The organism is Gemmatimonadota bacterium (assembly GCA_040882465.1).
Taxonomy (GTDB): domain Bacteria; phylum Gemmatimonadota; class Gemmatimonadetes; order Longimicrobiales; family Gaopeijiaceae; genus JBBEBG01.
This window is the reverse complement of record JBBEBG010000026.1, coordinates 343733-366586: the sequence shown is the minus strand read 5'-3', so window position 1 is coordinate 366586 and position 22854 is coordinate 343733. Positions and strand designations below refer to the sequence as shown.

The window sequence follows — 22854 nt, the reverse complement described above, 5'->3', positions numbered from 1 at the left end:
GAACCCCGGCTATTCGGCTCTGCGTGGCGGGGTCGCGCCGGGCGCAGGGCCGGCGGGGGCCGGACCGGCCCCCGTATCGGCGGGCGGAGACGTCCCGGCCCCCCCGGGTTCGGCCGCCGAGGCTCCGGAGGGCTGAGTGCGGCTCGGGCCCGTCCGCTCCCAGGCCGCGCGGACGTCGGTCCAGAGCTTCTCGAAGCCCGACTTCACTTCTTCCCATCCATCTTCGGATGCTTCTTTGAGCTCCTTAAGTCGTTCACGAGCTTCGTCCAGGCGCTTCCGGAGGTCGGATTCTTCGTCCTGAAGGCGAACCCGGATGTCGGCTTCGGCCCTGCGGGCCCGGGCACGGAGCTCGCCGAGCTTGGCCTCCAGCTCCGCGATCCCCGCCTGAAGGCGCTCGCGACGACTGTTCTTGCGATCCTCTTCCATCGGCACTCCCCGGGGGAGGAATCAGGCGGGAGTCGCGGTGTCGCAGTGCTCCCGGTAAGCGTCCTTGAGCGTCGCGGCGATCTGCTGCGGGCCCCGGCCCTCGATCTGATGCCGCTCCAGCATCCAGACGAGCTCTCCTCCCTTGAGAAGCGCGATCGAGGGGGAAGACGGGGGATAACCGACGAAGTACTCCCGCGCGCGGGCCGTCGCCTCGAGGTCCTGACCGGCGAACACGGTGGTCAGTGCCGGTGGGGTGGGCTCCCCCTGGAGGGAGAGGGCCACACCCGGGCGCATGGCACCGGCGGCGCAGCCGCAAACCGAGTTCACGACCACGAGAAGAGGATCCGAGACGTTTTCGAGGACGGTGTCCACTTCATCGGGCGAGCGAAGCTCGCGAAATCCGAGGCGGACCAGCTCCTGGCGCATCGGGGCGACGAGGGGTTCCGGGTAAGGCATGATTTCTCCGTATGGATTGACCCCGACATCCGGTGGAGGCCGGTACGGGGTAGATTGGCGTGGGTCGGACATACCCCGGAACCGGGTCGCGGGTCCGCGCCGGACCGGATCCAATTTCTTGCTCGATCCGGGTGCTGTGAGCCATACTGACGGGTGCTGTAAGCCATATTGTAGGGGCCGGTCCGGAACCGCCGGAGCGAGGGGGCAAACATTGTATAAATATCAGTCGGACTGTATGTTGCGTGCTATTGTGTGCTGCTTCGTCGGGCCGCGAAAGGGGCGCATGGCCCTGGCCGCGGCGGTCGCTCTCGCCGGGTGCGAGGCGGTCCCCCGCACGAGCGCGGGGCTCGAGGCGCCCGAGCAAGCCGAGGCGGTCGCCCAGGAAGGGGCGACTGAGCTGGACGGCGCGCCCGAGCAGGTGGTCGCGGCGATTCCCCACGAAAGCGACGAAGATTGGGCGATCGCCCGGGAGGCCCTCGAGTGGGCATGGGATCGCCAACTCGGCTCCCTCCCCGTCGGTGAAGTCGCCGCCATGATTGGCAGGACCTTCGTGGGAACGCCGTACGTACCGGGGTCGCTCGAGCTTCCAGGTCCCGAAGGGCTCGTCGTGAATCTGCATTCGTTCGACTGTGTCACCCTGGTGGAACATCTCCTCGTCCTATCCCGCCTTACGGTGCGGGAGCCCCGCGCGATTCTTTCGGACGAAGCGGCGTTCCGGGTACGGTATCGGGCCGAGCTCACGCAAGTGCGGTACCGGGGAGGGGTGCTGGATGGGTATCCGAGCCGGCTCCACTACTTCTCCGAGTGGCTGAGGGACGCGGAGGCGAAGGGGCTCGTGCGTGACGTCACGCGGGAGCTCGGGGGGATTCAGGACCCCCGGCCGATCCAGTTCATGAGCTCGAATCCCGGATCCTATCGGCAATTGGGCGATGATCCGGCCTATCTCGCCGCCATTCGAGCCACGGAGGCGGAGCTCAACACCCTTCCGCGTTATTTCGTCCCGGAGGATCGGATCGCCGAGGTCGAGGCGGGGATCCAGAACGGGGACGTTATCGCGGCCGTCAGCACCGTCGAAGGGCTCGATATCGCGCACACCGGAGTCGCGATCTGGAGGGATGGACGGGTGCACCTCCTCCACGCTCCTCTCGTCGGGGACTCTGTGGAAGTCTCCGACGTGCCGCTCGCCGACCGGATCCGGGCGATTTCCGGGCAGAGCGGAATCATGGTCGCGCGTCCGCTCCAGCCTTGATCCGGGGCAGCTCTCAGCGGGGGTCTAGCGGAGGCGCCCATCACGTTTCTCGGGGCGCCATAGGCCCCCGTTTTTCCTTGCTGGGCATTCGTGCCCGCCATACTATTGGCGGGCCCTGAAGTTGAGGGATTCACGTTCAGAGGACGGTTCAGCCCATGACCGCGCAACGCGGATGGTCGACCCTGCGGGTCGGTTCGATTCTCTTCCTCGCCCTGGCTCTCGCCCACGCCTCCCCCCTCGCGGGACAGGAGCGCGGTACCCCCGAGGGAGAATGGCGAGGGTACGGAGGGGATGCCTGGAACACGCGCTATTCGCCTCTCGACCTGATCAACGCCGAGAACTTCGAGGACCTGGAAGTCGCCTGGGTTTGGCGGACCGACAATTACGGCCCGAACGTGGACAACACTCCCCGGGCGACGCCGACCTACGCCAACGGGACGCTGTACACGGTCGCGGGCAACCGCCGGACGCTCGTGGCTATCGACCCCGCGACGGGCGAGACGCTCTGGAGCTACCGGGAGCCGCACACCGAGCGCTGGGAACGGTCGCCGCGGAAGGGATACGGGAAAGGGGTTACGTATTACGAGCTGGATGGTCGCCCGGTCCTCTACATCACGACTCCCGGCTTCTTTCTCCATGCGGTGGACGCCGAGACGGGGCTTCCCCTAGAGGGCTTCGGCGGGCAGGTGCCAATCGAGGGATTCCCCGCCACGGGAGTGGTGGACATGCTGGCGAATCTCGAACGGGCGGCGGGATACGATCCCTATTCGGGACCCGATCCAACGGTCGGCAACATCACCACCTCGGCGCCCCCCATCGTCGTGAACGACGTCGTCATCGTGGGAAGCGCGGCGGAGCAAGGGCTGAGCTACACCCGGATCGAGCAGATTCCCGGTGACATCCTCGCCTACGACGCGCGCACCGGGGCACATCTCTGGACCTTCCACGTCATTCCGCGCCCCGGCGAGTTCGGGCACGAAACCTGGGAGAGCGACGCGTGGGAGTACAGCGGGAACGCGAACTCGTGGGCGGGAATCTCGGCGGACCTCGAGCGCGGAATCGTCTATCTTCCAACGGACGCGCCGACGAATGACGCCTTCGGGGGCTTCCGCCCTGGCGACAACCTCTTCGGGACGAGCGTGATCGCGCTCGACGCCCGGACGGGCGAACGGGTCTGGCACTTCCAGACCGTGCATCACGACATGTGGGACTGGGACAACCCGGTGCCACCGATTCTCCTGGACGTGACGGTGAACGGCCAGGAGGTTCCGATCGCCGTCCAGACAACGAAGCAGGGGAACGTCTATACCTGGAACCGGGTGACCGGCGAGCCGATCTGGCCCATTCCGGAGACGCCCGTTCCCCAATCGCTGGTCCCGGGGGAGCAGTCTTCTCCCACCCAACCGATCCCCACGCGGCCGGCCCCCTACGAGATCCAGGGCCTGTCCGAGGACGACCTCATTGACTGGACCCCCGAGCTTCGGCAGCGGGCGATCGAGACGGTGGCCGGAGTCCAGATGGGTCCAATCTTCCTTCCACCGATCCCGCGCGACAGCACTTCGGGTTTCCGCGTCTCGGCGATCTGCCCGAGCGTGACTGGGGGAACGAATATCATCGGTGGCTCGGCGGCCGATCCTGAGTCGGGGATCCTCTACGTCGCTTCGGTGAAGTCATGCACCGGGATCGTGATGGTGCCGGGCTCCGAGCGCGACCAGGGGCAGCCAGGACGGAATCCGGGCTCGACGGTCGTGGAGTGGGTCCAGGGGCCGGGAGGCGGGATCGGGTCCATCGAGGGGCTGTCGCCGCTCAAGCCGCCCTACGGCCGCATCACCGCGATAGACATGAACACGGGTGAGCACCTCTGGTGGATCCCGAACGGCGACACCCCCGACCGGATCCGCGACCACCCGCTCCTCCAGGGAATTGACGTCGGGAACACCGGACAGTCCAGCCACGCGACCGTTCTCGTGACGGGCAGCCTGCTCATGTACGGGGAGGGGCGGAGTGGCCGCCCGCTTTTCCACGCGGTGAACAAGTTGACGGGCGAACCCGTCGGGAGCATCGAACTCCCGGAGTCGTCGTCCACCGCCCCGATGAGCTTCCTGCACGACGGCGTTCAATACATCCTGGTGCCGGTGACGGGTGGAGGCGGGATCGGTGGGGCTCTCGTGGCGCTCCGACTGCCGAGCTGAGAACCGGCCGCCCCACAAGAGAAGAGGAAACCCGCAAGCGGAGAAACAAAGCGGGTGCGCCGTTGCCGGCGCACCCGCTTCTTCCTTCAGACCGCGCCTGAGCTCAGATCAGCCGCTCAGTTCCACGGGGCATACACCGCGCCCCATTCAGTGCCGACGCCGCCGTAGGTGTACTCTCCCTCGGGCAGCTCGTATTGTTCGATCACGTTCCCCGGGATCGGGTAATGTTCCAATGTCCCGTCCGGGTGGAGTCCGAAACCGCGCGAATCCGCGAAGCCGCGGACTACGTCAGTGACAGCGAGCTCGATCATCCGCTCGTATCGAAGCGCGCTGCGAACCGTCCCGCACTCCCCGTTGTCCATACGCGGCACGCACGCGCCGTTGACCGTCGGCACGCCGCCGGCCACGGTGAGCGGCGGCAAGCCAGGATGCACGCTCCCGTCCTGCAACGTCTGCTGGCGGGTCCGAGTCACGTTGATGAGGTCCACCGCTTCCTGCGTGACGCCCTGGGTGCGAATGATCGCTTCCGCCCGGAGAAGGCGGTTTTCGTCCGCCGACACGAAGGTGTGGGTGCCGATCGTGGACCCGGGGTCCGATCCGTTTTCGGGGAGATTATTCTCGATGGCGTGCCGGGAGAACTGATAGTGGCCCAGGAAGTAGGTTCCGCGGCTGACGATGAACCCGGTGTCCACCGAGCGGTAGCGGGTATACGAACCGTGGGAATCGGGCGTCGGACCCGTGATTCGCCGGTCGGGCGTCGTGATCAGGAACTTGTTTCGCGCGGCCGGCTCCGCCGCGATCCAATTCTGATAGTTGCCGGACTGGTCTGCCGGCCCGATGGCTCGGTGGTCCCAGCGCCAAGCGCCAAAAGTAATGGTCCCCCCCGAATTGCCTTGAGCGCGGCCGAGGAAGATGTGCGCGCGCCCTCCCGGGCCATTCAATACCTCGAGGTCGTTCGCGCTGTTTTGGATCCCTTTCGCCGTGTACTGGAGGACACGGGCCCAGTCTACATCCTCCCGCTCCTCGGGATTCCGCGCGTTCAGCACGAGGAGCCGCGCGGCGAGGGTGTTCGCGATCTGGATGAACTGTGCGTTTGAAACCGGCGTTGCCGTCCCGAACCAGGGCGACCCTCCCGCCCCCTCCTGCGGGAAGTTCACGATGCTCGGATTCTGTTCCGCGACCGCGATGGCTTCATCGATCGCGGCGAGCGCGTCCAGAATCGCCTCGTCGTACGGCTTGAGGCTCGCGATCGGAAGGGCGCTCAATTCTTCGAACGAGAGCGATGCGAGGTCAATCGTCTCCGGCACGATGTTGATCCGGTCGAACATCAGCGCGCCGTAGCCCCAGGCCCACCCCTGAACCAACTTGGCGAATGCTCGCGCGCGGGCGGTGACGTCCACTCCGTCTTCCTCGATCACGATACCGTTTTCGAGGAGGAAGAGGCCGTCGTACGGAGTGGCTCCCGCCGCACCCAGGTGCGCCCAGAACGTGCGGGGTCCCCAGGGCCCGATGGTTCCCGCGATGACCGAGGCGTTCTGGTGCGGCTGCCGTGGCTCGACCATGTCGAGATACCACTGAGCGCTGAGCCCCGAGGCGAGAGTGGATGAGAGCTCGGACGCTTGTCCGGGAAAGATGCCATAGAGTCCGGCGAGTGCGAATCCCCCAACGGTGGACTCCGTCATCGCCCCCCAGAGATTCGGCAGGAACGCACCCCCGATGAGAGTCTGAACGTCCTCGGGGTTCGCAAAAATGTTGCCGCGGTCGGGGTCCACCAGGTTGTCCACTTGAAGTTCCTGGCACCCCGACGCCGCGAACAGGAGCGCGCTCAGCACCACTAGAGCACGACCGGTCCGCCCGCGTTGTATGATATAACGCATGAGTTCGTTTCCTCAGGTGAGAGTCGTGATCAGAAGGTGACGGAGACCTCGGCCGTGAACGTGCGGGTGGCCGGATAACCGGCACCACCGACGTTCTGGCGGTCGTTCAGGTCGAGCGACTGCTCCGGATCAAACCCGCTGAAGTTCGTGATCGTGAAGATGTTCCTTCCGATCAACCCGAGCTGCAGGCTCTGGATCCCGATCGCGCCGAGACCAAACTGTTGCAGCTGCGGTTGACTGAAGCGGTAGTTCACCGAAAGGGTGCGGAGCTTGAAGTACGTCGCATCCTCGACCACATAGTTGCTACCGCCCGATCCCACCGCGAGGAAGTAATACTGGAACGGCTTCTTGAGGCCATCCGGCTTCCCCGATTGATCCTGGTACGGGGTATTGAGGTTGGCGCCCTGCGTCATCGTCTGGAACCAACGATTGTTGGCGTCGCCACCGATGGATGCATGGAGGTGCGTGTGGACGTTGAAGTTCCCCCACCGCAGATTGTTGAGCCACCCGAGGTTCAGGGGATTCGTCTCGCCCATGCTGGTCCGCATCACCGTTCCGCCCGCGTCACGCAGGAAGAACGGAACGCCCCAGAAGACATCTCCGACCTGAACCTCGAGGGCGCCTGTGCCGGGCATCGTCGTTCCCCACGTGCCGTCCGTCACGACGCCATTCACCATTCCGTCCGTGTAGTCGACGTCTCCGACCCACACGACGTACCCCTCGTCATTGACCTGGAACTGGTCCTTGAAGGGGGCGAGCACGCCGTTCGCGTGCGTGTCCAGCTGGCTGAGAGAGGTCAGGAGGCGGTTCCCGTGGAGGCTGTACACCGGCACCGAATTTCCTTCCGCGTCCTCCGTGCAGTATAGCCGCCAGTTCTGCGTCTGGCAGGGGATGTCCCACTCCGTGATCTCCGCATAGGACTTGTCCGCTATGAACTGTGTCTGCCACCCGAAGTTCTGGCTCTCATAAATGGAGCCGTCCACCGACAGCTCCGTCGTATGACCGGCGACCGCTCCCTGATTGATCCACTGGGCCGGGAAGCCGATGAATCCCGGAAGGGGTGCTTGCGTGAGCTGCTCCCTGGTCTCCTGCCAGGCGTGCGTGAGCTTCACCCCAAACCGGTTGTAAAGAATCATGTCCAGGGAGGCTTCGTTCTCCGTCGTGTGTTCGGGACGGAGATTCACGTTCCCCAAGGTCGCGCGAGTCAGCGCGCCGGTCGAGCTGCTTATATTGAATGTCTCGTACTGATAGGCCCAGGAAGGACGCCCGCCCGCCGTGCCGCGCGCGTAGCTCAGCTTGAACTCGTCGACGTTCGGGATGTTGAACCAGTCCTCCTCGGCGAGACGCCAGGCGCCCGCGACGCGGTAATACTCGTGCCAGCGGTTGTCCGGCCCGAAGAGCGAGCTGCCGTCGCGGCGGCCGAGGACGGTCAGGATGTATTTTGCGTCGTAGTCGAAGGCGACATCCACCAGGTATCCGAGCGAGCGGATCTCCCGCGAGGCGCTCCCGCCGCGCTGCGTCGAGTCGGGCGTGTTGTCGATGGAAGGGATGCCCGCGACGATGAAGTCCTGGCCCGAAGTGCTGCTCGTGGTCGTCTGGTCGCGCTCCATGAGAGCACGGAAGGTCGTGCGGACGTTCAGCGCACCGAAGTCCCGACGGAGCGAGACCTGCGCCTCGGCGTTCCAGGTGTCGGTGTAGAACGAGTTGAACGAGATGGAACCCTCATCGGGTGTCCCGCCCTCGTCGTCGAGATCCGGGGGCGTTCCTTTCGGAACATAGGACCGCGTTTCCGAATCGCGGCGGTCGTAGCTGACGACCCCGCTCGCCGAGAGCCAGGAAAGGGGATCCCACCGGAGGTTCGTGCTGGCCATGGTGCGCGTGCCCTTGGTATCGTTCTCGCGCGTGGCCTGCGTCCAGAGCGGGTTCTGGAAGTCGCTCAGCCCCGTGGGGTCTGGCTGCTGCGCGTATTGACCCGTTTCCGGATCGATACGGGAGAGGTCGATGTCGCGCGGAGCCTCGAGCGAAGGTCCGAAGAAGGCGCCGACGATGTTCTCGCGTGCGTCACGGGCGTGATACATCGAAACGCCGAGGCTGAGCGCATTCGCGAAGCGGTGGTCGAGATTCACCCGGATGGCGTTTCGGGAGTACCCGTCATTTCCCTCGACCGAGCCCTCCTCGACCGTCCGGTTCAGGCTGACCGCGAAGTTCGTCGTGGCGGCGTTCTGTGAGACCGAGAAGTTGTGCTGCTGGTAGGCGCCGGACTGCCAAAGGGTGCCGACGTTGTCGAAGATCGGCCCGGGGTAGGGCTTGTCCTGGAACTTCAGGTGGTCCGGGGGCGCGACCCGATCGTTGCGGCTGACTTCATTTCCCTGCGCGTCCACGTACATGGTCGGATTGATCGGATCGTCTACGAGGAACCAGTGATGACTGGCGAGGTCGTCGGCATCCCCCGCCTGCGTGACGCCATACTCCGACCGGGCCGAGAAACGCGTCTGACCCTGCTCGAGCCCCTGTCCGCGCGCCGTCGTGATCGCGATCACCCCTGCCGCCGCGCGCGAGCCGTACAGCGAGGCCGCGGCCGCGCCGCGAATCACCTCGATGCTCTCGATGTCCATCCCGTCGATCGCGGTGCTATTGGGGTCGTCGGTCACACCGCCCATGATGACGCCGTCGATCACGATCATCGGGAAGCCCGACTGGCGGATGCTGGTCGGAGTACGGAGCATCATCGTGACGCCGGAGCCAGGCTGTCCACTGTTCCGGTTCATAGTCACACCGGCGATCCGACCTTGAAGGTTCTGTACCGCGTTGCCGGCCGCGGAGACCGGCATCATTTCGCGGGTCACGCGCGCGACGGAAATGGGCGAGCGGACGCCCTCGACGGGGTCCACCAGTCCGGTCGCCACGATCTCCTGGAGGGCGAGGACGGTCGGTCGCATCACGAGGTTCAACGTCGTGGCCTGGCCGCTCGTCACCGTCACTTCCTCCTGACGGATGACCTGGAAGCCGAGGCGCTGCGCCTGTACGATATAGATCCCCGCCGGCACGTTTTGAATCGTGTACGATCCATTGGCGGGGGTCACTACGCCCAGACCGGTGCCCTGAACGGAAATCTGCACCGAGGACACGGGCTCGCCCGTGTCACCGTGCGTGACCGTACCCACGATCTGACCCACTTGGGCTTGGGCGGCCATCGGAATCGCCGCCGCGAACATCGCGGCAACCGAGATCCGCAAAGTTCGTCTAACGATTGGTCCTAGCATTTCAGACTCCTCTTACTAGGGGTGACACGCTACTAGGGGTGACACGAGAGGCCTGGCTTGTACGCCTAGCGAAACTGCAGCAAACAAATGAAGTCCGCGTCGCTTCCCTCCCTTCTCAAAAGGATGAACCGAAAAATGCCGACACCGACGCAACGGCGCCGAGCCGGCAACGGGAGTCAATTGCTACGGCATGCAACTCCAGGATGGGATGCCCGTCAGAAAATCGCAAGGATTTTCTGTGGTCGCAGTCGGCCTTCGCTTACCTGAGCAGGTAGAAGACTCCGAGCGAAAACGAGCGGGGCGCCAGCTCGAAGCCGGCGCTGAACGCGATTGACTCCCCCCCCGCGAAGATCGCAGCGACCGTGATGGTTCCCTCCCACCCCGAGACTGCCTCATCCTCGACAAAGTAGTAGCCGGACGGGGTGAGGGGCGGGTCACCATCGTCCCCGTACTCCTGAATCACAGCGCGGTGGGCGATGCCTCCGCCGACGACGAGGGCCGCGACTTCAGAAATCGGGCGCACCAATCCGAGATGGAAGATCCGCCACTCATCCTGGCGACTGACGGGCAGCCGCCGCTCGATCGGAAATTCCTCCAAGATCTCGGCGACCGTGAGGTCGTCCTGGAAGAGCGGGCTCCGCTTTGCCGAATCGTGCGGGATCTTCGCGTCGGCGTAGAGCCCTATACGCCTTCCGGGAAGCATGTAAAAGAAGGCCGCTCCGAGTAGGGCGTCCGGAACCGTGCCGGCCCAACCGAGGCCGCCCCTCATCGAGAACTCCAGGTTCTCCGGTGGCAGGAGCTGGGCGGCCCCCGGCGACGGGGCCGCGACAGCGAAGACGACCGCGAGCGCGCACCACGCTCGCGTCCAGCCATGCGGCGGCCTCGCAGGGGCCATAGAGGGTCATCCTGATCGTGCGATCGACCCCCGCCCTGCGGGGGCTCCGCGAGCGGCATGAAGAGGGGCGGACGATAGAGGGTGGAGAGTACCCCCCTCTCCTCGGTTCGGGCAAGCTCCGCGGGCGCCACGTAGTCGTTGCAGGGGCATGCGCCGGGCCCTGCACTCCTCCTGCCTGGCGAGCGACCCGCTCCAAACTCCGCCAGCCGATTTGGGAAGAGCAAAGCTTCCGGAAAGGGAAGTGCCGTCGGGAGGTGCGAACCGCTTTGGCGAAAGAGCCCCGGGGGGCCAAGGGCTGAAGCGGTGGGGCCTGGCATGAGGATCGTCTCCTTCCCGCCAGCCCCGACGGCGATCGCCTACACGCTCGGGCGCGAAGACGCCCTGGTCGGCATCACGCATGAGTGAGACCACCCCTCCGGAGCCCGGCAGAACCCGGTCGTTGTGCGGAGCGCGGTGGCCTACCCGGACGAAGACCCGGGGACCATGGGGCGGCTGGCGAAGGAGCGGCTCGCCGCGGAGCAAAGGCTCCGTCATTGAAAAATGTAGAGCAGCGCGAAGGTGAAGGACTTCGGAGCCCACTCGAACCCGGCGTTGAACGCAACCGAAGTCCCTCCACGGAACATCGCGGAGACCAAAAGGTTCGGTTCCCAGCCCGAGCGGAGCTCATCCTCCACGAAGTAGAATCCGGAACGGGTCAACGGCATCTCCCCCTCGTCACCGTACTCCTGAACTGCAGAAAAGTGGGCCACTCCTCCCCCGAGGACGATCGCGGACTCCTCCGTCACGGGCCGAATGAATGCCACGTTGAAGAGGCGCCACTCCTCCACCACGAAAATCGGGATCCGGCGGTCGGCGGGGAATTCGCTCTCCACCTGGGCAATGGTGAGGTTGTCCTGGAAGTTGGGGTTCCGCTTGGGTGAGTCGTGTGGAATCTTCGCGTCCACATAGATGCCCCACCGGTTTCCCTGAAACATGTAAAAACCCGCCGCGCCCAGAAGGGCATCCGGGAGGGTCCCGGCCCAGCCGAATCCGCCCCGCATCGGAAATCCCAGGTCCTCGCCGGGGAGGAGCTGGGCGGCCCCGGGGGCAGGAAGGAGAAGCGCGGCCAGCGCCAGGAGCAAAAGGGGTGGGCGGCCGACCGGCCACACCCGCCGGCCCTGGCTGGGGGAGGGATTCACGAAGGGGCGCCTCGAGTCACCAGCGGCGGGGCGATCGCGTGCCGGGAAGGGGGAAGGGGCGAGGATCGGACGGTTAGGTTAGGCCTGACCTCGGGACCGGGCAACCCTGGTGGGGTTCCCGCCTGGGCTCCCACCTTTGGCGCGACGGAGCGCCCGGACGCGGCATTGCGATCGCCCGCTCACGAGTCTAGCCTCAGAAATGCCCGATTCCCCGATCACACCCCGGTCCCCTTCCGGCTCGGTCTCCGTCGTTTCGGAGTTGCTCATGCCTCAACACGTGAACAACCTCGGGCACGTCTTCGGAGGGGTGATCCTCTCCATGGCGGACCGCGCGGCGGCGGTGGCCTCCATGAGGCACTCGGGGCGCTCCTGCGTCACCGTGTCCATAGACCGCGTGGACTTCCGCGAGCCGATCTATTCCGGGGAGTTCGTGACCTGCACCGCGCGGGTGACTTTCGTGGGGCGCACATCCATGGAGGTCGAGGTTCGGGTGGATGCCGAGGATCCGCTCAAGGGATCGAAGCGGTTCGCGAATCTTTGTTATCTCACCTTCGTCGCGATCGACGAAGCGGGAGCACCCGTTCCCGTTCCCCCCCTCCGCCTCGACACTCCGGAAGACGAGCAAAGCTTCCGGGAAGGGAAACGCCGTCGAGAGGTGCGGACCGCCTTGGCGAAGGAGCTCGGAGAGTCGAAGGACTGACGGGGTGCGGACTGGCATGAGGATCGTCTCTTTCTTACCCGCGGCGACGGAGATCGTATACACGCTCGGGCTCGAAGACGCCTTGGTCGGCATCACGCACGAGTGCGACCACCCCTTCGGGGTCCAAGAGAAGCCGGTCGTGGCGCGGAGCGCGGTGGCCTACCCGGACGAAGATCCGGGGACCATCGATCGGCTGGTGAAGGAGCGGTTCGCCACGGGGCGCTCCCTGTATCTGGTGGACGAGGTGCTTTTCGGGGCACTCGCCCCCGACCTCCTCCTCACCCAGGAGCTTTGCCAGGTCTGCGCTCCGTCCGGGAACGAGGTCTCCGCCCTCCTGCGGGGGCTGGAACGGCCTCCGCAGGTGCTCTACTTCTCCCCCGATTCCATCGAAGGGATCTTCGAGAACGTGCGGGCTTTGGGAGAGGTGGCGGGACGGCCGGCCGCGGCCGCCGCGTGGATCGAGGCTGCGAACGCACGACTGGAGCGCGTGCGGAAGGCAGTCGCGGGGGCTCCTCGGCCGAGGGTCGCCTGCCTCGAGTGGCTCGACCCACTCTTCGCCTCTGGGCACTGGATTCCCGAGCAGGTCGAGATCGCTGGGGGGGAGGAGGGATGGGGCCGGGCTCGGGCGAAGTCGCGTGAGCGGGACTTCGGGTCGCTTCTGGCTTTCGATCCGGAGGTGATCTTCCTGATGCCCTGCGGCTTTCCGGCCGGCCCGGCCCTATCCCAAGCCCCCCTCCTGCTCGACCGTGAGGGGGCGCCGGAAATCGCGGCTGTGCGCGAGGGTAGGGTCTACGCGGTGGATGGCCAGGCGTACTTCGCGCGACCGGGTCCCCGGGTCGTCGAAGGGACCGAGCTCCTGGCGCACCTCCTGCACCCGGAGCGGCTCCCCTGGACGGGACCGGCCGACGCCTTCCTTCCCGTCAGCCCCGCTCGAGCACCATCGCGAAGCCCATCCCTCCCGCCGCGCACACGGTGAGGAGGCCGAAGTGCCCGTCGGTCCGCTGGAGCTCGTTCGCGAGCGTGGTGGTCACCCGGGCGCCGGTGGCGCCGAAGGGGTGGCCGATCGCGATCGAGCCGCCCATCCGGTTGATCCGCTCGAGGTCCGGATGGCCCACCGCGCGGTCGCGCCCGAGCTCCCTGCGCGCGAAATCGCCGGAGGAGAGTGCTTGGAGGTTCGAGAGTACCTGCGACGCGAAGGCCTCGTGCATCTCCATGACGTCCACCTCCTTCATGCTGATCCCGGCCCGCTCGAGAGCGATCGGAGCCGCGTACGCCGGGCCCTGGAGGAGCTGCGCGCCGGGATCGAGCGCCGTCGTGGCGTAACTCCGGATCCAGGCGAGGGGGCGGACCCCATGCGCCGCGAGGGCGCGCTCCGACATGAGGACGACGGCCGCGCCCCCGTCGGTGAGGGGAGAAGCGTTCCCGGCCGTGACGGATCCATGCTTCCGGTCGAAGACCGGAGCGAGCTTCGCGAGCGCTTCGAGGGTCGAATCGGCGCGGATCCCGTTGTCGCGGAGGATCGGGGGCTCGAAATCGGGGGGCGGGTAAACTGGAACGATCTCCTCGGCGAGGCGCCCGTCCGCCTGTCCCGCGTGGGCGAGGCGGTGCGAGCGGAGGGCCCACTCGTCCTGCGCCGCCCTGGAGATCCCGTTTTCCTTCGCCATCCGCTCGGCCGACTCGCCCATGGACTCACCCGTCGTCGGCTCCTCGATTCGGGGCTGGACGGGGATCAGGTCCCGGGGCCGGATCTTTGAGACTGCCGCGAGCCTGGCCTTGAGGGACCGCGCCTTCGAGGCCTCGACCAGAAGCTGGCCCAGTCGTTCCGAGACGGTGATCGGGATGTGCGAGAGCGACTCCGCGCCGCCGGCGATGACGATGTCGGCTTGGCCGAGCTCGATCAGATTCGTCCCGTCCGCGATCGCCTGATTCGCCGAAGCGCAGGCGCGCGATACGGTGAAAGCGGGAACGGTCTTCGGAAGGACCGCGAGCCCGACCTCCCGCGCGATGTTCGGGGCCTGCGGGTCGTGAACGACCGTCCCGAAGACGAGATGGTCCACGGCTTCCGGCGGGATCTCGGCGCGAGCGAGGACCTCGCGGACCGCGATTTTTCCCAGCTCGATCGCGCTCAGCCCTTTCAGGACGGTCCCGGCCTTGGCGAAAGGCGTCCGGCATCCGGCGACGAGGGCGGTCTTCATGGGGCGAGGTACCCCCGGGGGAGGGCCACTGGTTCATCCTTCCCCACACTGGTAGCGTTCCCCGCATGACCGGTCCGGCCAACACCTTCCGAGTCCGTCCCGCCGAAGGGCGGGATGCGCGGCGCCTCGCCGAGCTCTGGGCGGGCGCCTTTCCGGGGGAGCCGCGGGTCGAGGTCCGGCTCCGGTCGCTCAAGGAGGGAACCGGGCCCTATGGGGGCCTGGAGAGCTGTTGGGTGGCGGAGTCGGGGAGTCGCCTCTTCGGTGGGTTTCGCCAGTATCCGCTCCACATGCACCTCTGGGGGAACCGATTCCCCGTGCAGGGGCTCGCTTCCGTGGCGGTCGCGCCCGAGCTGCGCCGCCAGGGGGTGGGTCAAAGGATGTGCCGGGAGGCGCTCCGGGTGGGACGGGAGAGCGGGGCCGCCTTCAGCGCCCTCTTCCCCTTCCGTTCCGACTTCTACGGGCGGCTCGGCTTCGTCCTCGTGGGCGAGCTTCACCGCTATCGCTTCTCCGCCAAGGAGCTTCCCGCCTTTCCTGGGCACGACCGGGTTTCGGCCCTTCGCGGGGAGGAGCGCGCCGCCCCTCTCTGCGACTTCTACGGGAGCCTTCTTCCCCGGACGCACGGCCTCGTGGAACGAACCGCTCCGATGTGGAGGGAGCGGCTCGAGGGCGCGGAGATGGTCCAGGGACTCTTCGGTGAGAGGGGAAAGCTTCGCGGATACCTTATCGCGGGAGGGCGCCGGGCACGGAGCCCGGACCGCTCCACCCTCCTTGTGGAGGAGTTGCTCGCGGCGGACGAGGAGGCGTACCGGGCGCTTCTCGGGTGGCTTTCCGTCCAGCGGGACCAGTGGCCCCAGCTCCGATACGACGCGCTTCCGGGAGAGCGGTTCCACCAGCTCCTGGCCCACCCGCGCTCTCTCGGGAGCCCTTCGGCACGGGGGCTCTGGTTCCCTTCTGCTTTTCTCCTCCGGGGGCCGATGGTCCGGATCCTGGACCCTGCGCGCGTCCTCGAGGAAGCCGGTCTCTCCCGGAACGATGCGCTCGGCGCGCGCGTCCGGGCGGCCTTCGAGGGAGAGGCGGCTGGGACGAACGGAGCGGCGGCCGAGGTCCGGGCCCTCACCGAGAGCTTCGTGAACGGGACCCTTCCGGGTCAGGCGGACCGGCTCGCGAATTGGCGACCGGTCCTGGGGCTCCGGGACTTCCGCCTCCTCGACGTCTTCTGATTCGGGGGGGGGAGATGCGCGCCGTCGAGTTCAGGGTGACGATCCCGGGTTTTCTCCTCGCGCGTTCTCTGGGACGAATCAGCGAGGCGGCCATTTTCGGAGGACTGAGCGGTTTGAGCCTCAGGGAGCGGGCCGACCCCGAGCTTCCCGGTCCGGAGTGGGTCCGGCTCAAGGTCCTCGCCTGCGGGATCTGCGGGACCGACCTGGGAAACCTGACCTTCGCCGCGAGCCCGATCCTCGAGCCCTTCGGCTCTTTTCCGGCCGTTCCCGGCCACGAGATCCTCGCCGAGGTGGAGGCGGTCGGTGCCCGGGTCCGCCGGGTGAGCCCGGGGGACCGGGTTGCCGTGGACCCGATGATCTCGTGCGCGGTGCGGGGACACCCGCTCGAGGCGACCTGTCCATCCTGCCGGGCCGGACGCCACTCCACTTGCGAGATGGCGGGCGAGGAGGGGACGCTCGAGGTGAATAGCGCTCCCCTGCGGCGAGGCCTCACCATCGGGTACCATGCCGATCTTCCCGGGGGATGGGGAGAGCGGATGATCGCGCACGAAACCCAGGTCTTCCCGGTCGATCCCACGATTTCGAACAGGGCCGCCGTCCTGATGGAGCCCCTCTCCATTCCCGTTCACGCGATCCTGAACGCGCCTCCCAGAAAGGGAGAGGAGGTCCTCGTCATCGGGAGCGGCCCGATCGCCTTTTCGGCGATCTGGGCGCTCCGGGCACTTGGATTCACGGGGACGATCGTCGCGCAGACCAAGCGGGATCCGGAGGCCCAGCTCGCGCGGGCGCTGGGCGCGACCGAGGTCGTGAAGCCGGGAGAGGAAGCGCGGGAAGCGCTCGTGGAGACCGGCGCGAAGGCGTACCAGCCAATCGTCGGGGAGGAGGTGTTCTCCGGGGGCGGTTTTCCCTATCTCCTCGACTGCGTCGGAAGCGCGGAGTCGCTCGCGCAGGCCCTTCGCTACGCTTCGCCCCGTGGTCGTGTCATCGTCCTGGGATGCGCGGCCCAGGTGAAGCGGCTCGACCTCACTCTCCTCTGGGCACGGGAGATCGAGGCGCGTGGTTTCGTCGGGTACGGGCGGGAGCGGTGGAGGGGCGAGGAGCGCCACACCTTCGAGGTGACGGAGCGGCTTCTCGTCGAGAGCGGGAACCCCGTGGAGCGGATGGTGACCCACCACTTTCCGCTCGGTCAGTTTCGAGCGGCCCTCTCCGCTGCCGCGAATCGCCGGAGGAGCGGCGCGGTGAAGGTCGTTCTGACCCCGAACGGAGAGTTGGCCTAGTGTCCCGAGTCAGAGATTCGTTGCAGCACCGAGGGAGCCGAAGCGCCGCTGAGCCAAGGCGCGATGACGAGGAATAGCAACGCTATTGCGAGGAAGAGCAACGCGGGGTCGGTGGATGCAGCGGCTCACGAATGCCAACGAATCTCTGACTCGGGACACTAGCTCTCCCGCGTCCGCTTCACCGCCTCCTGGAGTGCGTCGAAGCCGAGAAGCGCGCACTTCACGCGCACCGGAAACTTCGCGACCCCCTCGAGGGCCCTCAGATCCTTGAGGGTGCGATCCTTCGCGGCTTCCGGGTCCCCGTGCATCATCTCGGTGAAGCGCTTCGCCAAGGCCATCGCCTCGTCCAGGTGCCGCCCCTTGAGCAGGTTCGTCATCATCGAGATCGAGGCTTGGGAGATCGAGCATCCCTCACCGAGGAACTTGAGATCCTGGATGACTCCGTCTTCCACCCGGAGCTGGAGCTTCACCTCGTCTCCGCAGGAAGGGTTCCGCATGTGCACTTCGACCGTAGGCGTCTCCATCTCGCCTCGATTCCTCGGCCGCTTGTAGTGGTCGAGGATGAGCGCCTGGTAAAGCGAGGTGATCTGCGGCTCGGGGTGCGCCATCGCGATTCTCGGAGGCCCGTCAGGCTCCGCCGAAGAGGGACTGCACGGAATGGAGGCCCTCGACCAGCCGGTCCACCTCTTCGGTCGTGTTATAGAGGTAGAAGGAAGCACGCGCCGTCGCGGAGACGCGGAAGCGGCGCATCACGAGCTGGGCGCAGTGGTGCCCGGCCCGGATCGCCACCCCTTCGCTGTCCAGGACGGTGGAGATGTCGTGGGGGTGCGCCTCCGGAAGCGTAAAGGAGACGACGCCGGCGCGTTCGTCCGGATCCTCCGGGCCGAAGAGCCGAATTCCGGGGATCTCGCGAAGGCGCTCGAGGGCGTACGTCACCAGTGCCTGCTCGTGCCGGAGGATGGCGTCGTGGCCGGCGCCGGCCAGGTAGTTCACGGCGGCCTCCATCGCGATCGCTCCCGCGATGTTCGGCGTTCCCGCCTCGAACTTGTGGGGGAGGGCCGCCCAGGTGGAGCGCTCCTTCTCGACGAGATCGATCATCTCGCCACCCCCCTGGTACGGCGGCATCGCCTCCAGGAGCTCCGCGCGGGCCCAGAGGGCCCCGATCCCGGTGGGTCCGCACATCTTGTGGCCCGAAAGAGCGTAGAAGTCGCAGCACAGCGCTCGCACGTCCACGCCGTGGTGGGCCGCCCCCTGCGCTCCGTCCACGAGGAGGAGAGCGCCGGCGTCGTGAACGAGCGCGGCGATCTCGGCGACGGGATTGATAGTCCCGAGCGCGTTCGAGACGTGGCCCACCGCCGCGATCTTGACCCGCCCGCCGGCAAGGATCTCCTGGATCTGGTCCAGGATCAGGCGCCCCTGGTCGTCGAGGCCGACGTAGCGGAGCCGGGCTCCGGTCCGCTCCGCGACGAGCTGCCAGGGGACGATGTTCGAGTGGTGCTCCATCTCGGTGAGGAGGACCTCGTCCCCGTCGCGGAGGTTCGCCCCTCCCCAGCTCGCCGCCACGAGGTTGATGGACTCGGTCGTCCCGCGAGTCCAGATCACCTCGGAAGGGGAGGCCGCTCCGAGCCAGGCGGCGAGCCGCGCACGAGATCCCTCGTAGCCTTCCGTCGCGCGCCGGGAGAGCTCGTGGAGCCCGCGGTGCACGTTGGCGTTGTCCCTCTCGTAATAATGCAGGAGCGCCTGGAGAACGGCGCGCGGCTTCTGGGAGGTCGCCGCGTTGTCCAGATAGGCGAGGGGGCGGCCATGCACTTCCTGGGCGAGGGCCGGGAAGTCGGCGCGGACCGCGGCCACGTCGAGCGCCGGAGCGCTCGGAGCGGGATCTGTCGTCGTGGGTGCCTTCATGCATCCATCTGGACGAATACCTCGTCCCCTCGAATCTCTACGGGAAAGCTCTTCACCGGCTTGATCGCGGGGAGCTGCACCGCCTTCCCCGTCCGGACGTCGAACTTCGCGCCATGAAAGACGCATTCGATCCGCCCGTTTTCGACCTCTCCGTCGGAGAGGGGGAAGTCCTGGTGCGAGCAACGGTCCTCGAGCGCGAAGAGCTCGCCCTCCCAGCGGATGAGAACGATCGGTTCGTCGGCCACCTCGATCCCCCGCAAGCACCCTTCCGCCGGACAGTCCGCCAGGGCCGCCGCCCGAACCCACTCAGCCATGCAGCCGCGACTCGATGATCCCCGTCACCTTTTCCACGACTCCGCCCAACGGAAGGCGGGAGAGGACCTCACCGAGGAATCCCATCACCACGAGCCGCTCCGCCTGAGCGCGTGGGAGCCCGCGGCTCATCAGGTAGAAGAGGTGCTCAGGGTCCAGCTCCCCGACGGTCGCGCCGTGGGAGCACTTCACGTCGTCCGCCTCGATCTCGAGGTTCGGGAGCGAGTCCGCGCGCGCGTGCTCCGAGAGGAGAAGGTTCCGGTTCGTCTGGTAGGCGTCGGTTTGCTGGGCGCCTTTGTGGACGCGAATGATCCCGCGGAAAACCGCGCGCGCATGCCCGTCGAGCGCGCCTTTGTAGAGGAGGTCGCTCTTCGTGTTCGGCGCGATGTGGTCCTGGCGCGTGTTGTGATCGAAGTGCTGGTTCCCATCGCCGAAGTAGAGGCCCAGCATATCCGAGTTGGCGCCCGGTCCGCGGAGCTCGGCGGTCAGGTCCACCCGGCTCACCGAGGCGCCGAAGCTCAGATTCAGCGTGTCGAGCGTCGCGTCCCGACCCGCGAGTGTCCGTTGCTGCGCGAGGTGGAATGCGCCTTTCCCCAGGCGCTGGAGCGACACGTACTGGATCTGCGCGCCGTCACGGGCGAAGACCTCCACCGCCGAGGAGACGAGGGCCTGCTCGGGGAAGTCCGCCGACAGGGATTCGTCCACGAAGGAAACGCGACTCCCCGGCTCCGCCACGACAAGCGTCCGCGAGAAGTGGGCCAGGCCGGGATTCGAGTACCAACGCGTCGCGCGAACGGGGAGCTCCATCCGGACCCCCTTCGGAACGACGAGGAGAATCCCGTCCGTCCAGAGGGCGGCGTTGAGCGCCTGGAACTTCCCGGCGGTGGCGGGGAGGGCTTCCACGGCGAGAATCCGCTCGAGGAGCTCTCCGTGCGACTCCACCGCGTCGCGAAGCGAAGCCAGGACGACGCCTTTCGCGGCGAGCTCGTCGAGGAGATCCACACGCGCGACCGAACCTTCGATCTCGAGGAGGTGGCCGGAGGCGGCGCGGTCCCCCTCCACCGCGCGCGCGAGCGCGGGAGGAATGGCCGCGCCATTCGTTGCCGCCCTGGCGGCTCCGGCCGGCCCCACGGTCCGCGGAGCGCGCGCCACGGGCGCGAGGCGGCCGAGGCGCAGCATCCGCGCGAGATTCGTGTACCGCCACTCCTCGAGCCGGGTCGTCGGCATCGGGGTCCGCTCGTAGGTGGCCCATGCCTCCAGCCTCCGCTCGCGGAGCCATTTCGGCTCCCCGGCCGCGAGCGCCTCCACCGCCGCGCGGTTGATCCGCTCGGTCACCCCTTCCGGGGCCGGCGTGGCCGCGGCCAGGCTCGTTGTTGCCGATTCAGCCAACGGATCCCTCCATCTCGAGCTCGATGAGCCGGTTCAACTCGACCGCGTATTCGAGGGGGAGGAGCTTCGCGATCGGCTCGATGAACCCGCGCACGATGAGCGCCATGGCCTCTTCCTCGGACATTCCCCGGCTCATCAGGTAAAAGAGCTGCTCATCTCCGACCTTCGACACCGAGGCCTCGTGGCCGACGTTTGCGCTGTGTTCCTCGATCTCGATGTACGGATAGGTGTCGGTCCGCGAGGTGTCGTTGATGAGAAGGGCATCGCACTCCACGTTCGAGCGCGCGTTCACCGAGCCCTCATGCACCTTGAGGAGCCCGCGGTATGTGGAGCGCCCCGTCCCCTTCGAGATGGACTTGGACATGATCTGAGAGGTCGTGTGCGGAGCCGCATGGACGACCTTTCCACCCGTGTCCTGGTGCTGTCCGTTGCCGGCGTAGGCGATCGAGAGAATGGACCCGTGCGCCCCCTCCCCGACGAGATAGCAGGAGGGGTACTTCATCGTGAGCTTCGAGCCGAGGTTCCCGTCCAGCCACTCCATGGTCGCGTGCTCTTTCACCACCGCCCGCTGGGTCACGAGGTTGTACATGTTGTTCGACCAGTTCTGGATCGTCGTATACCGGAAGTGCGCTCCGGCCTTCACGATGATTTCGATCACCCCGGAGTGGAACGACTCCGTGGAATAAACCGGCGCCGTGCACCCCTCGATGTAGTGTGCTTTCGATCCCTCGTCCGCGATGATGAGGGTCCGCTCGAACTGCCCCATCTGCTCCTGGTTCACCCGGAAGTAAGCCTGTAGCGGGGTGTCGAGCTCGACTCCCTTCGGGATGTACACGAAGGAGCCTCCCGACCAAACCGCCGAGTTCATCGCGGCGAACTTGTTGTCCGCCGAGGGGATCACCGTGCCGAAGTGCTCGCGGAAGAGCTCGGGGTGGTTCCTGAGCCCGTCCTCGATCGAGTCGAAAATGACTCCCTTGGCGTTCCACTCCTCCTTGAGGGAGTGATAGATCATCTCGGATTCGTACTGGGCGCCGACCCCGGCGAGGATCTTCTGCTCCGCCTCGGGGATCCCGAGCTTCTCGAAGGTCTCCTTGATGTTCGCCGGCACGTCGTCCCAGGAGCGCTCCATCTTCTCCTGGGGACGCACGTAGAAGTAGATCTGATCGAGGACCGCCTCGAGGTTCGAGAGGTCGCCGCCCCAGGTCGGCATCGGCTTCGCGTTGTAGATCTCGAGCGCCTTCAGGCGGAAGCTGAGCATCCACTCCGGCTCCCCCTTCTGGGCGGAGATCTCGCGGACGACTTTTTCGTTCAGCCCACGCCCGGACCGGAAGACGGGCTCGTCTTCGGTGATGAAATGGTACTTGTACTGATCGAGCCCCAAGTCCTGGACGATTTCGTTCTGTGGCATGGATGCCTCCCCTTTTTCGAGCGCGCGGCCCCTCAGGCCGTCGCGGGCGCCCGGAACTCCTCGTACCCCTTCGCTTCCAGTTCCTCGGCCAGCTCCGGCCCGCCCGAGCGCACGATCCGGCCCCCGACCATCACGTGCACATGGTCCGGCCGGATGTAATCGAGGAGCCTCTGGTAGTGCGTGATGATCAGAACCGTCATCTCCGGACTCTCCTCGTGCAGCTTCCGCACCCCCTTCGCGACGATCTGCAAGGCGTCGATATCGAGTCCCGAGTCGGTCTCGTCCATGAGGGCGAGAACGGGGCGAAGCATCGCCATCTGAAGGATCTCGTTCCTCTTTTTTTCTCCTCCGGAGAAGCCGTCGTTGACCGCCCGCTCCGCGAAGGAGGGGGGCATCTCGAGAAGCTCCATCCGAGCCAGGAGCTCGTCCTGGAACTCGAAGAGGTCCACCTCTTCCCCTTCCGCCAGATGCGCCTGAAGCGCGGTCCTGAGAAAGTTCGCGATCGAAACCCCGGGGATCTCGACCGGATACTGAAAGGCGAGGAAGATCCCTTTGCGGGAGCGCGCATCCGGCTCGAGCTCGAGAAGGTCCTCGCCCCGGAAGCGGACCTCGCCGCCCGTGACCTCATACCCGGGATGGCCTGCAAGGACCTTCGCGAGCGTGCTTTTCCCCGAGCCGTTCGGGCCCATGATCGCGTGGATCTCGCCCTCTCCGAGCTCGAGGTCCACACCGTGAAGGATCTCGAAGTCCTCGTCGGCGACTTTGGCGCGGAGGTCGCGGATCGTGAGAGTGGAGGGGTCGGTCATCCATTCGCCTGCGTGGAAGGCGTCGAAGGGAAGCTTATCGAGAATGATTCTGATTATCGAAAGCTAGGCGCAAGTCCCAGAGGCGTCAAGGCGATTTTGGGCCTAGATT

General features: G+C 66.5%; 19 protein-coding genes. 6 read left to right on the top strand and 13 right to left on the bottom strand.

The features are described 5' to 3' along the window. Window positions 1-9: 9 nt before the first annotated feature. Window positions 10-426, bottom strand: a complete 417-nt coding sequence (locus WEG36_09615) for a hypothetical protein (protein MEX1257864.1) — start codon at window positions 424-426, stop codon at window positions 10-12. Window positions 427-447: 21 nt separating this feature from the next. Then, complete coding sequence (locus WEG36_09610) at window positions 448-882, bottom strand: BrxA/BrxB family bacilliredoxin (GenBank protein ID MEX1257863.1); 435 nt, start codon at window positions 880-882, stop codon at window positions 448-450. A gap of 283 nt (window positions 883-1165) precedes the next feature. On the opposite strand from WEG36_09610, the gene WEG36_09605 reads away from it, so the two are divergent. After that, window positions 1166-2131, top strand: coding sequence for an N-acetylmuramoyl-L-alanine amidase-like domain-containing protein (locus tag WEG36_09605; protein MEX1257862.1), 966 nt, complete (start codon window positions 1166-1168; stop codon window positions 2129-2131). A 155-nt stretch (window positions 2132-2286) separates the two neighbouring features. Further along, window positions 2287-4323, top strand: coding sequence for a PQQ-binding-like beta-propeller repeat protein (locus WEG36_09600; GenBank protein MEX1257861.1), 2037 nt, complete (start codon window positions 2287-2289; stop codon window positions 4321-4323). Window positions 4324-4439: 116 nt separating this feature from the next. On the opposite strand, the gene WEG36_09595 is transcribed toward WEG36_09600, so the two are convergent. The 4 genes from WEG36_09595 to WEG36_09580 form a co-directional block, all read right to left on the bottom strand. Next, the gene (locus WEG36_09595; GenBank protein MEX1257860.1) at window positions 4440-6200 is read right to left on the bottom strand and encodes a hypothetical protein; all 1761 of its coding nucleotides are present in this window, start codon (window positions 6198-6200) and stop codon (window positions 4440-4442) included. Window positions 6201-6229: 29 nt separating this feature from the next. After that, window positions 6230-9463: a SusC/RagA family TonB-linked outer membrane protein gene (locus WEG36_09590; GenBank protein ID MEX1257859.1), complete on the bottom strand. Its 3234-nt coding sequence runs from the start codon at window positions 9461-9463 to the stop codon at window positions 6230-6232. A gap of 259 nt (window positions 9464-9722) precedes the next feature. Beyond that, window positions 9723-10358 (bottom strand): hypothetical protein, encoded by a 636-nt coding sequence (locus tag WEG36_09585; GenBank protein ID MEX1257858.1) that lies wholly within the window; start codon window positions 10356-10358, stop codon window positions 9723-9725. Window positions 10359-10888: 530 nt separating this feature from the next. Continuing rightward, the gene (locus tag WEG36_09580; GenBank protein ID MEX1257857.1) at window positions 10889-11536 is read right to left on the bottom strand and encodes a hypothetical protein; all 648 of its coding nucleotides are present in this window, start codon (window positions 11534-11536) and stop codon (window positions 10889-10891) included. Window positions 11537-11801: 265 nt separating this feature from the next. Here WEG36_09580 and WEG36_09575 point away from each other — a divergent pair, with 265 nt between their 5' ends. After that, on the top strand, window positions 11802-12236 hold the full coding sequence (locus WEG36_09575; protein ID MEX1257856.1) for an acyl-CoA thioesterase: 435 nt from the start codon (window positions 11802-11804) through the stop codon (window positions 12234-12236). A 16-nt stretch (window positions 12237-12252) separates the two neighbouring features. Beyond that, window positions 12253-13212 (top strand): cobalamin-binding protein, encoded by a 960-nt coding sequence (locus tag WEG36_09570; GenBank protein MEX1257855.1) that lies wholly within the window; start codon window positions 12253-12255, stop codon window positions 13210-13212. Here WEG36_09570 and WEG36_09565 read toward each other — a convergent pair. Further along, a complete protein-coding gene (locus WEG36_09565) occupies window positions 13157-14431 on the bottom strand; it encodes an acetyl-CoA C-acyltransferase (GenBank protein ID MEX1257854.1) in 1275 nt (424 codons plus the stop codon). The genes WEG36_09570 and WEG36_09565 overlap by 56 nt on opposite strands. Window positions 14432-14496: 65 nt before the next feature. Here WEG36_09565 and WEG36_09560 point away from each other — a divergent pair, with 65 nt between their 5' ends. Next, window positions 14497-15651: a GNAT family N-acetyltransferase gene (locus tag WEG36_09560; GenBank protein MEX1257853.1), complete on the top strand. Its 1155-nt coding sequence runs from the start codon at window positions 14497-14499 to the stop codon at window positions 15649-15651. Window positions 15652-15665: 14 nt separating this feature from the next. Then, the gene (locus tag WEG36_09555; protein ID MEX1257852.1) at window positions 15666-16928 is read left to right on the top strand and encodes an alcohol dehydrogenase catalytic domain-containing protein; all 1263 of its coding nucleotides are present in this window, start codon (window positions 15666-15668) and stop codon (window positions 16926-16928) included. A 158-nt stretch (window positions 16929-17086) separates the two neighbouring features. Here WEG36_09555 and WEG36_09550 read toward each other — a convergent pair whose 3' ends face one another. The 6 genes from WEG36_09550 to sufC are packed head-to-tail and all read right to left on the bottom strand — an operon-like array spanning window position 17087 to window position 22745. Beyond that, window positions 17087-17536, bottom strand: a complete 450-nt coding sequence (locus WEG36_09550; GenBank protein ID MEX1257851.1) for an SUF system NifU family Fe-S cluster assembly protein — start codon at window positions 17534-17536, stop codon at window positions 17087-17089. Between the two features lie 19 nt (window positions 17537-17555). Beyond that, the gene (locus WEG36_09545; GenBank protein MEX1257850.1) at window positions 17556-18830 is read right to left on the bottom strand and encodes a cysteine desulfurase; all 1275 of its coding nucleotides are present in this window, start codon (window positions 18828-18830) and stop codon (window positions 17556-17558) included. Next, window positions 18827-19144 carry a non-heme iron oxygenase ferredoxin subunit gene (locus WEG36_09540; GenBank protein ID MEX1257849.1) on the bottom strand — a complete coding sequence of 106 codons (318 nt, stop codon included), beginning with the start codon at window positions 19142-19144 and terminating at the stop codon, window positions 18827-18829. Before WEG36_09540 ends, WEG36_09545 begins: the two co-directional genes overlap by 4 nt. Next, window positions 19137-20531, bottom strand: a complete 1395-nt coding sequence (sufD, locus tag WEG36_09535) for a Fe-S cluster assembly protein SufD (GenBank protein ID MEX1257848.1) — start codon at window positions 20529-20531, stop codon at window positions 19137-19139. The genes WEG36_09540 and sufD overlap by 8 nt, the downstream gene beginning before the upstream one ends. Then, window positions 20524-21939, bottom strand: a complete 1416-nt coding sequence (gene sufB / locus WEG36_09530) for a Fe-S cluster assembly protein SufB (protein MEX1257847.1) — start codon at window positions 21937-21939, stop codon at window positions 20524-20526. The genes sufD and sufB overlap by 8 nt, the downstream gene beginning before the upstream one ends. A 32-nt stretch (window positions 21940-21971) precedes the next feature. Beyond that, window positions 21972-22745, bottom strand: a complete 774-nt coding sequence (gene sufC / locus WEG36_09525; protein ID MEX1257846.1) for a Fe-S cluster assembly ATPase SufC — start codon at window positions 22743-22745, stop codon at window positions 21972-21974. Between the last annotated feature and the right edge of the window lie 109 nt (window positions 22746-22854).

Coding starts and splice junctions, on each gene's coding strand:
- WEG36_09615 (MEX1257864.1), bottom strand. CDS start 426: ATGGAAGAGGATCGCAAGAACAGTCGTCGCGAGCGCCTTCAGGCGGGG.
- WEG36_09610 (MEX1257863.1), bottom strand. CDS start 882: ATGCCTTACCCGGAACCCCTCGTCGCCCCGATGCGCCAGGAGCTGGTC.
- WEG36_09605 (MEX1257862.1), top strand. CDS start 1,166: ATGGCCCTGGCCGCGGCGGTCGCTCTCGCCGGGTGCGAGGCGGTCCCC.
- WEG36_09600 (MEX1257861.1), top strand. CDS start 2,287: ATGACCGCGCAACGCGGATGGTCGACCCTGCGGGTCGGTTCGATTCTC.
- WEG36_09595 (MEX1257860.1), bottom strand. CDS start 6,200: ATGCGTTATATCATACAACGCGGGCGGACCGGTCGTGCTCTAGTGGTG.
- WEG36_09590 (MEX1257859.1), bottom strand. CDS start 9,463: ATGCTAGGACCAATCGTTAGACGAACTTTGCGGATCTCGGTTGCCGCG.
- WEG36_09585 (MEX1257858.1), bottom strand. CDS start 10,358: ATGGCCCCTGCGAGGCCGCCGCATGGCTGGACGCGAGCGTGGTGCGCG.
- WEG36_09575 (MEX1257856.1), top strand. CDS start 11,802: ATGCCTCAACACGTGAACAACCTCGGGCACGTCTTCGGAGGGGTGATC.
- WEG36_09570 (MEX1257855.1), top strand. CDS start 12,253: ATGAGGATCGTCTCTTTCTTACCCGCGGCGACGGAGATCGTATACACG.
- WEG36_09565 (MEX1257854.1), bottom strand. CDS start 14,431: ATGAAGACCGCCCTCGTCGCCGGATGCCGGACGCCTTTCGCCAAGGCC.
- WEG36_09560 (MEX1257853.1), top strand. CDS start 14,497: ATGACCGGTCCGGCCAACACCTTCCGAGTCCGTCCCGCCGAAGGGCGG.
- WEG36_09555 (MEX1257852.1), top strand. CDS start 15,666: ATGCGCGCCGTCGAGTTCAGGGTGACGATCCCGGGTTTTCTCCTCGCG.
- WEG36_09550 (MEX1257851.1), bottom strand. CDS start 17,536: ATGGCGCACCCCGAGCCGCAGATCACCTCGCTTTACCAGGCGCTCATC.
- WEG36_09545 (MEX1257850.1), bottom strand. CDS start 18,830: ATGAAGGCACCCACGACGACAGATCCCGCTCCGAGCGCTCCGGCGCTC.
- WEG36_09540 (MEX1257849.1), bottom strand. CDS start 19,144: ATGGCTGAGTGGGTTCGGGCGGCGGCCCTGGCGGACTGTCCGGCGGAA.
- sufB (MEX1257847.1), bottom strand. CDS start 21,939: ATGCCACAGAACGAAATCGTCCAGGACTTGGGGCTCGATCAGTACAAG.
- sufC (MEX1257846.1), bottom strand. CDS start 22,745: ATGACCGACCCCTCCACTCTCACGATCCGCGACCTCCGCGCCAAAGTC.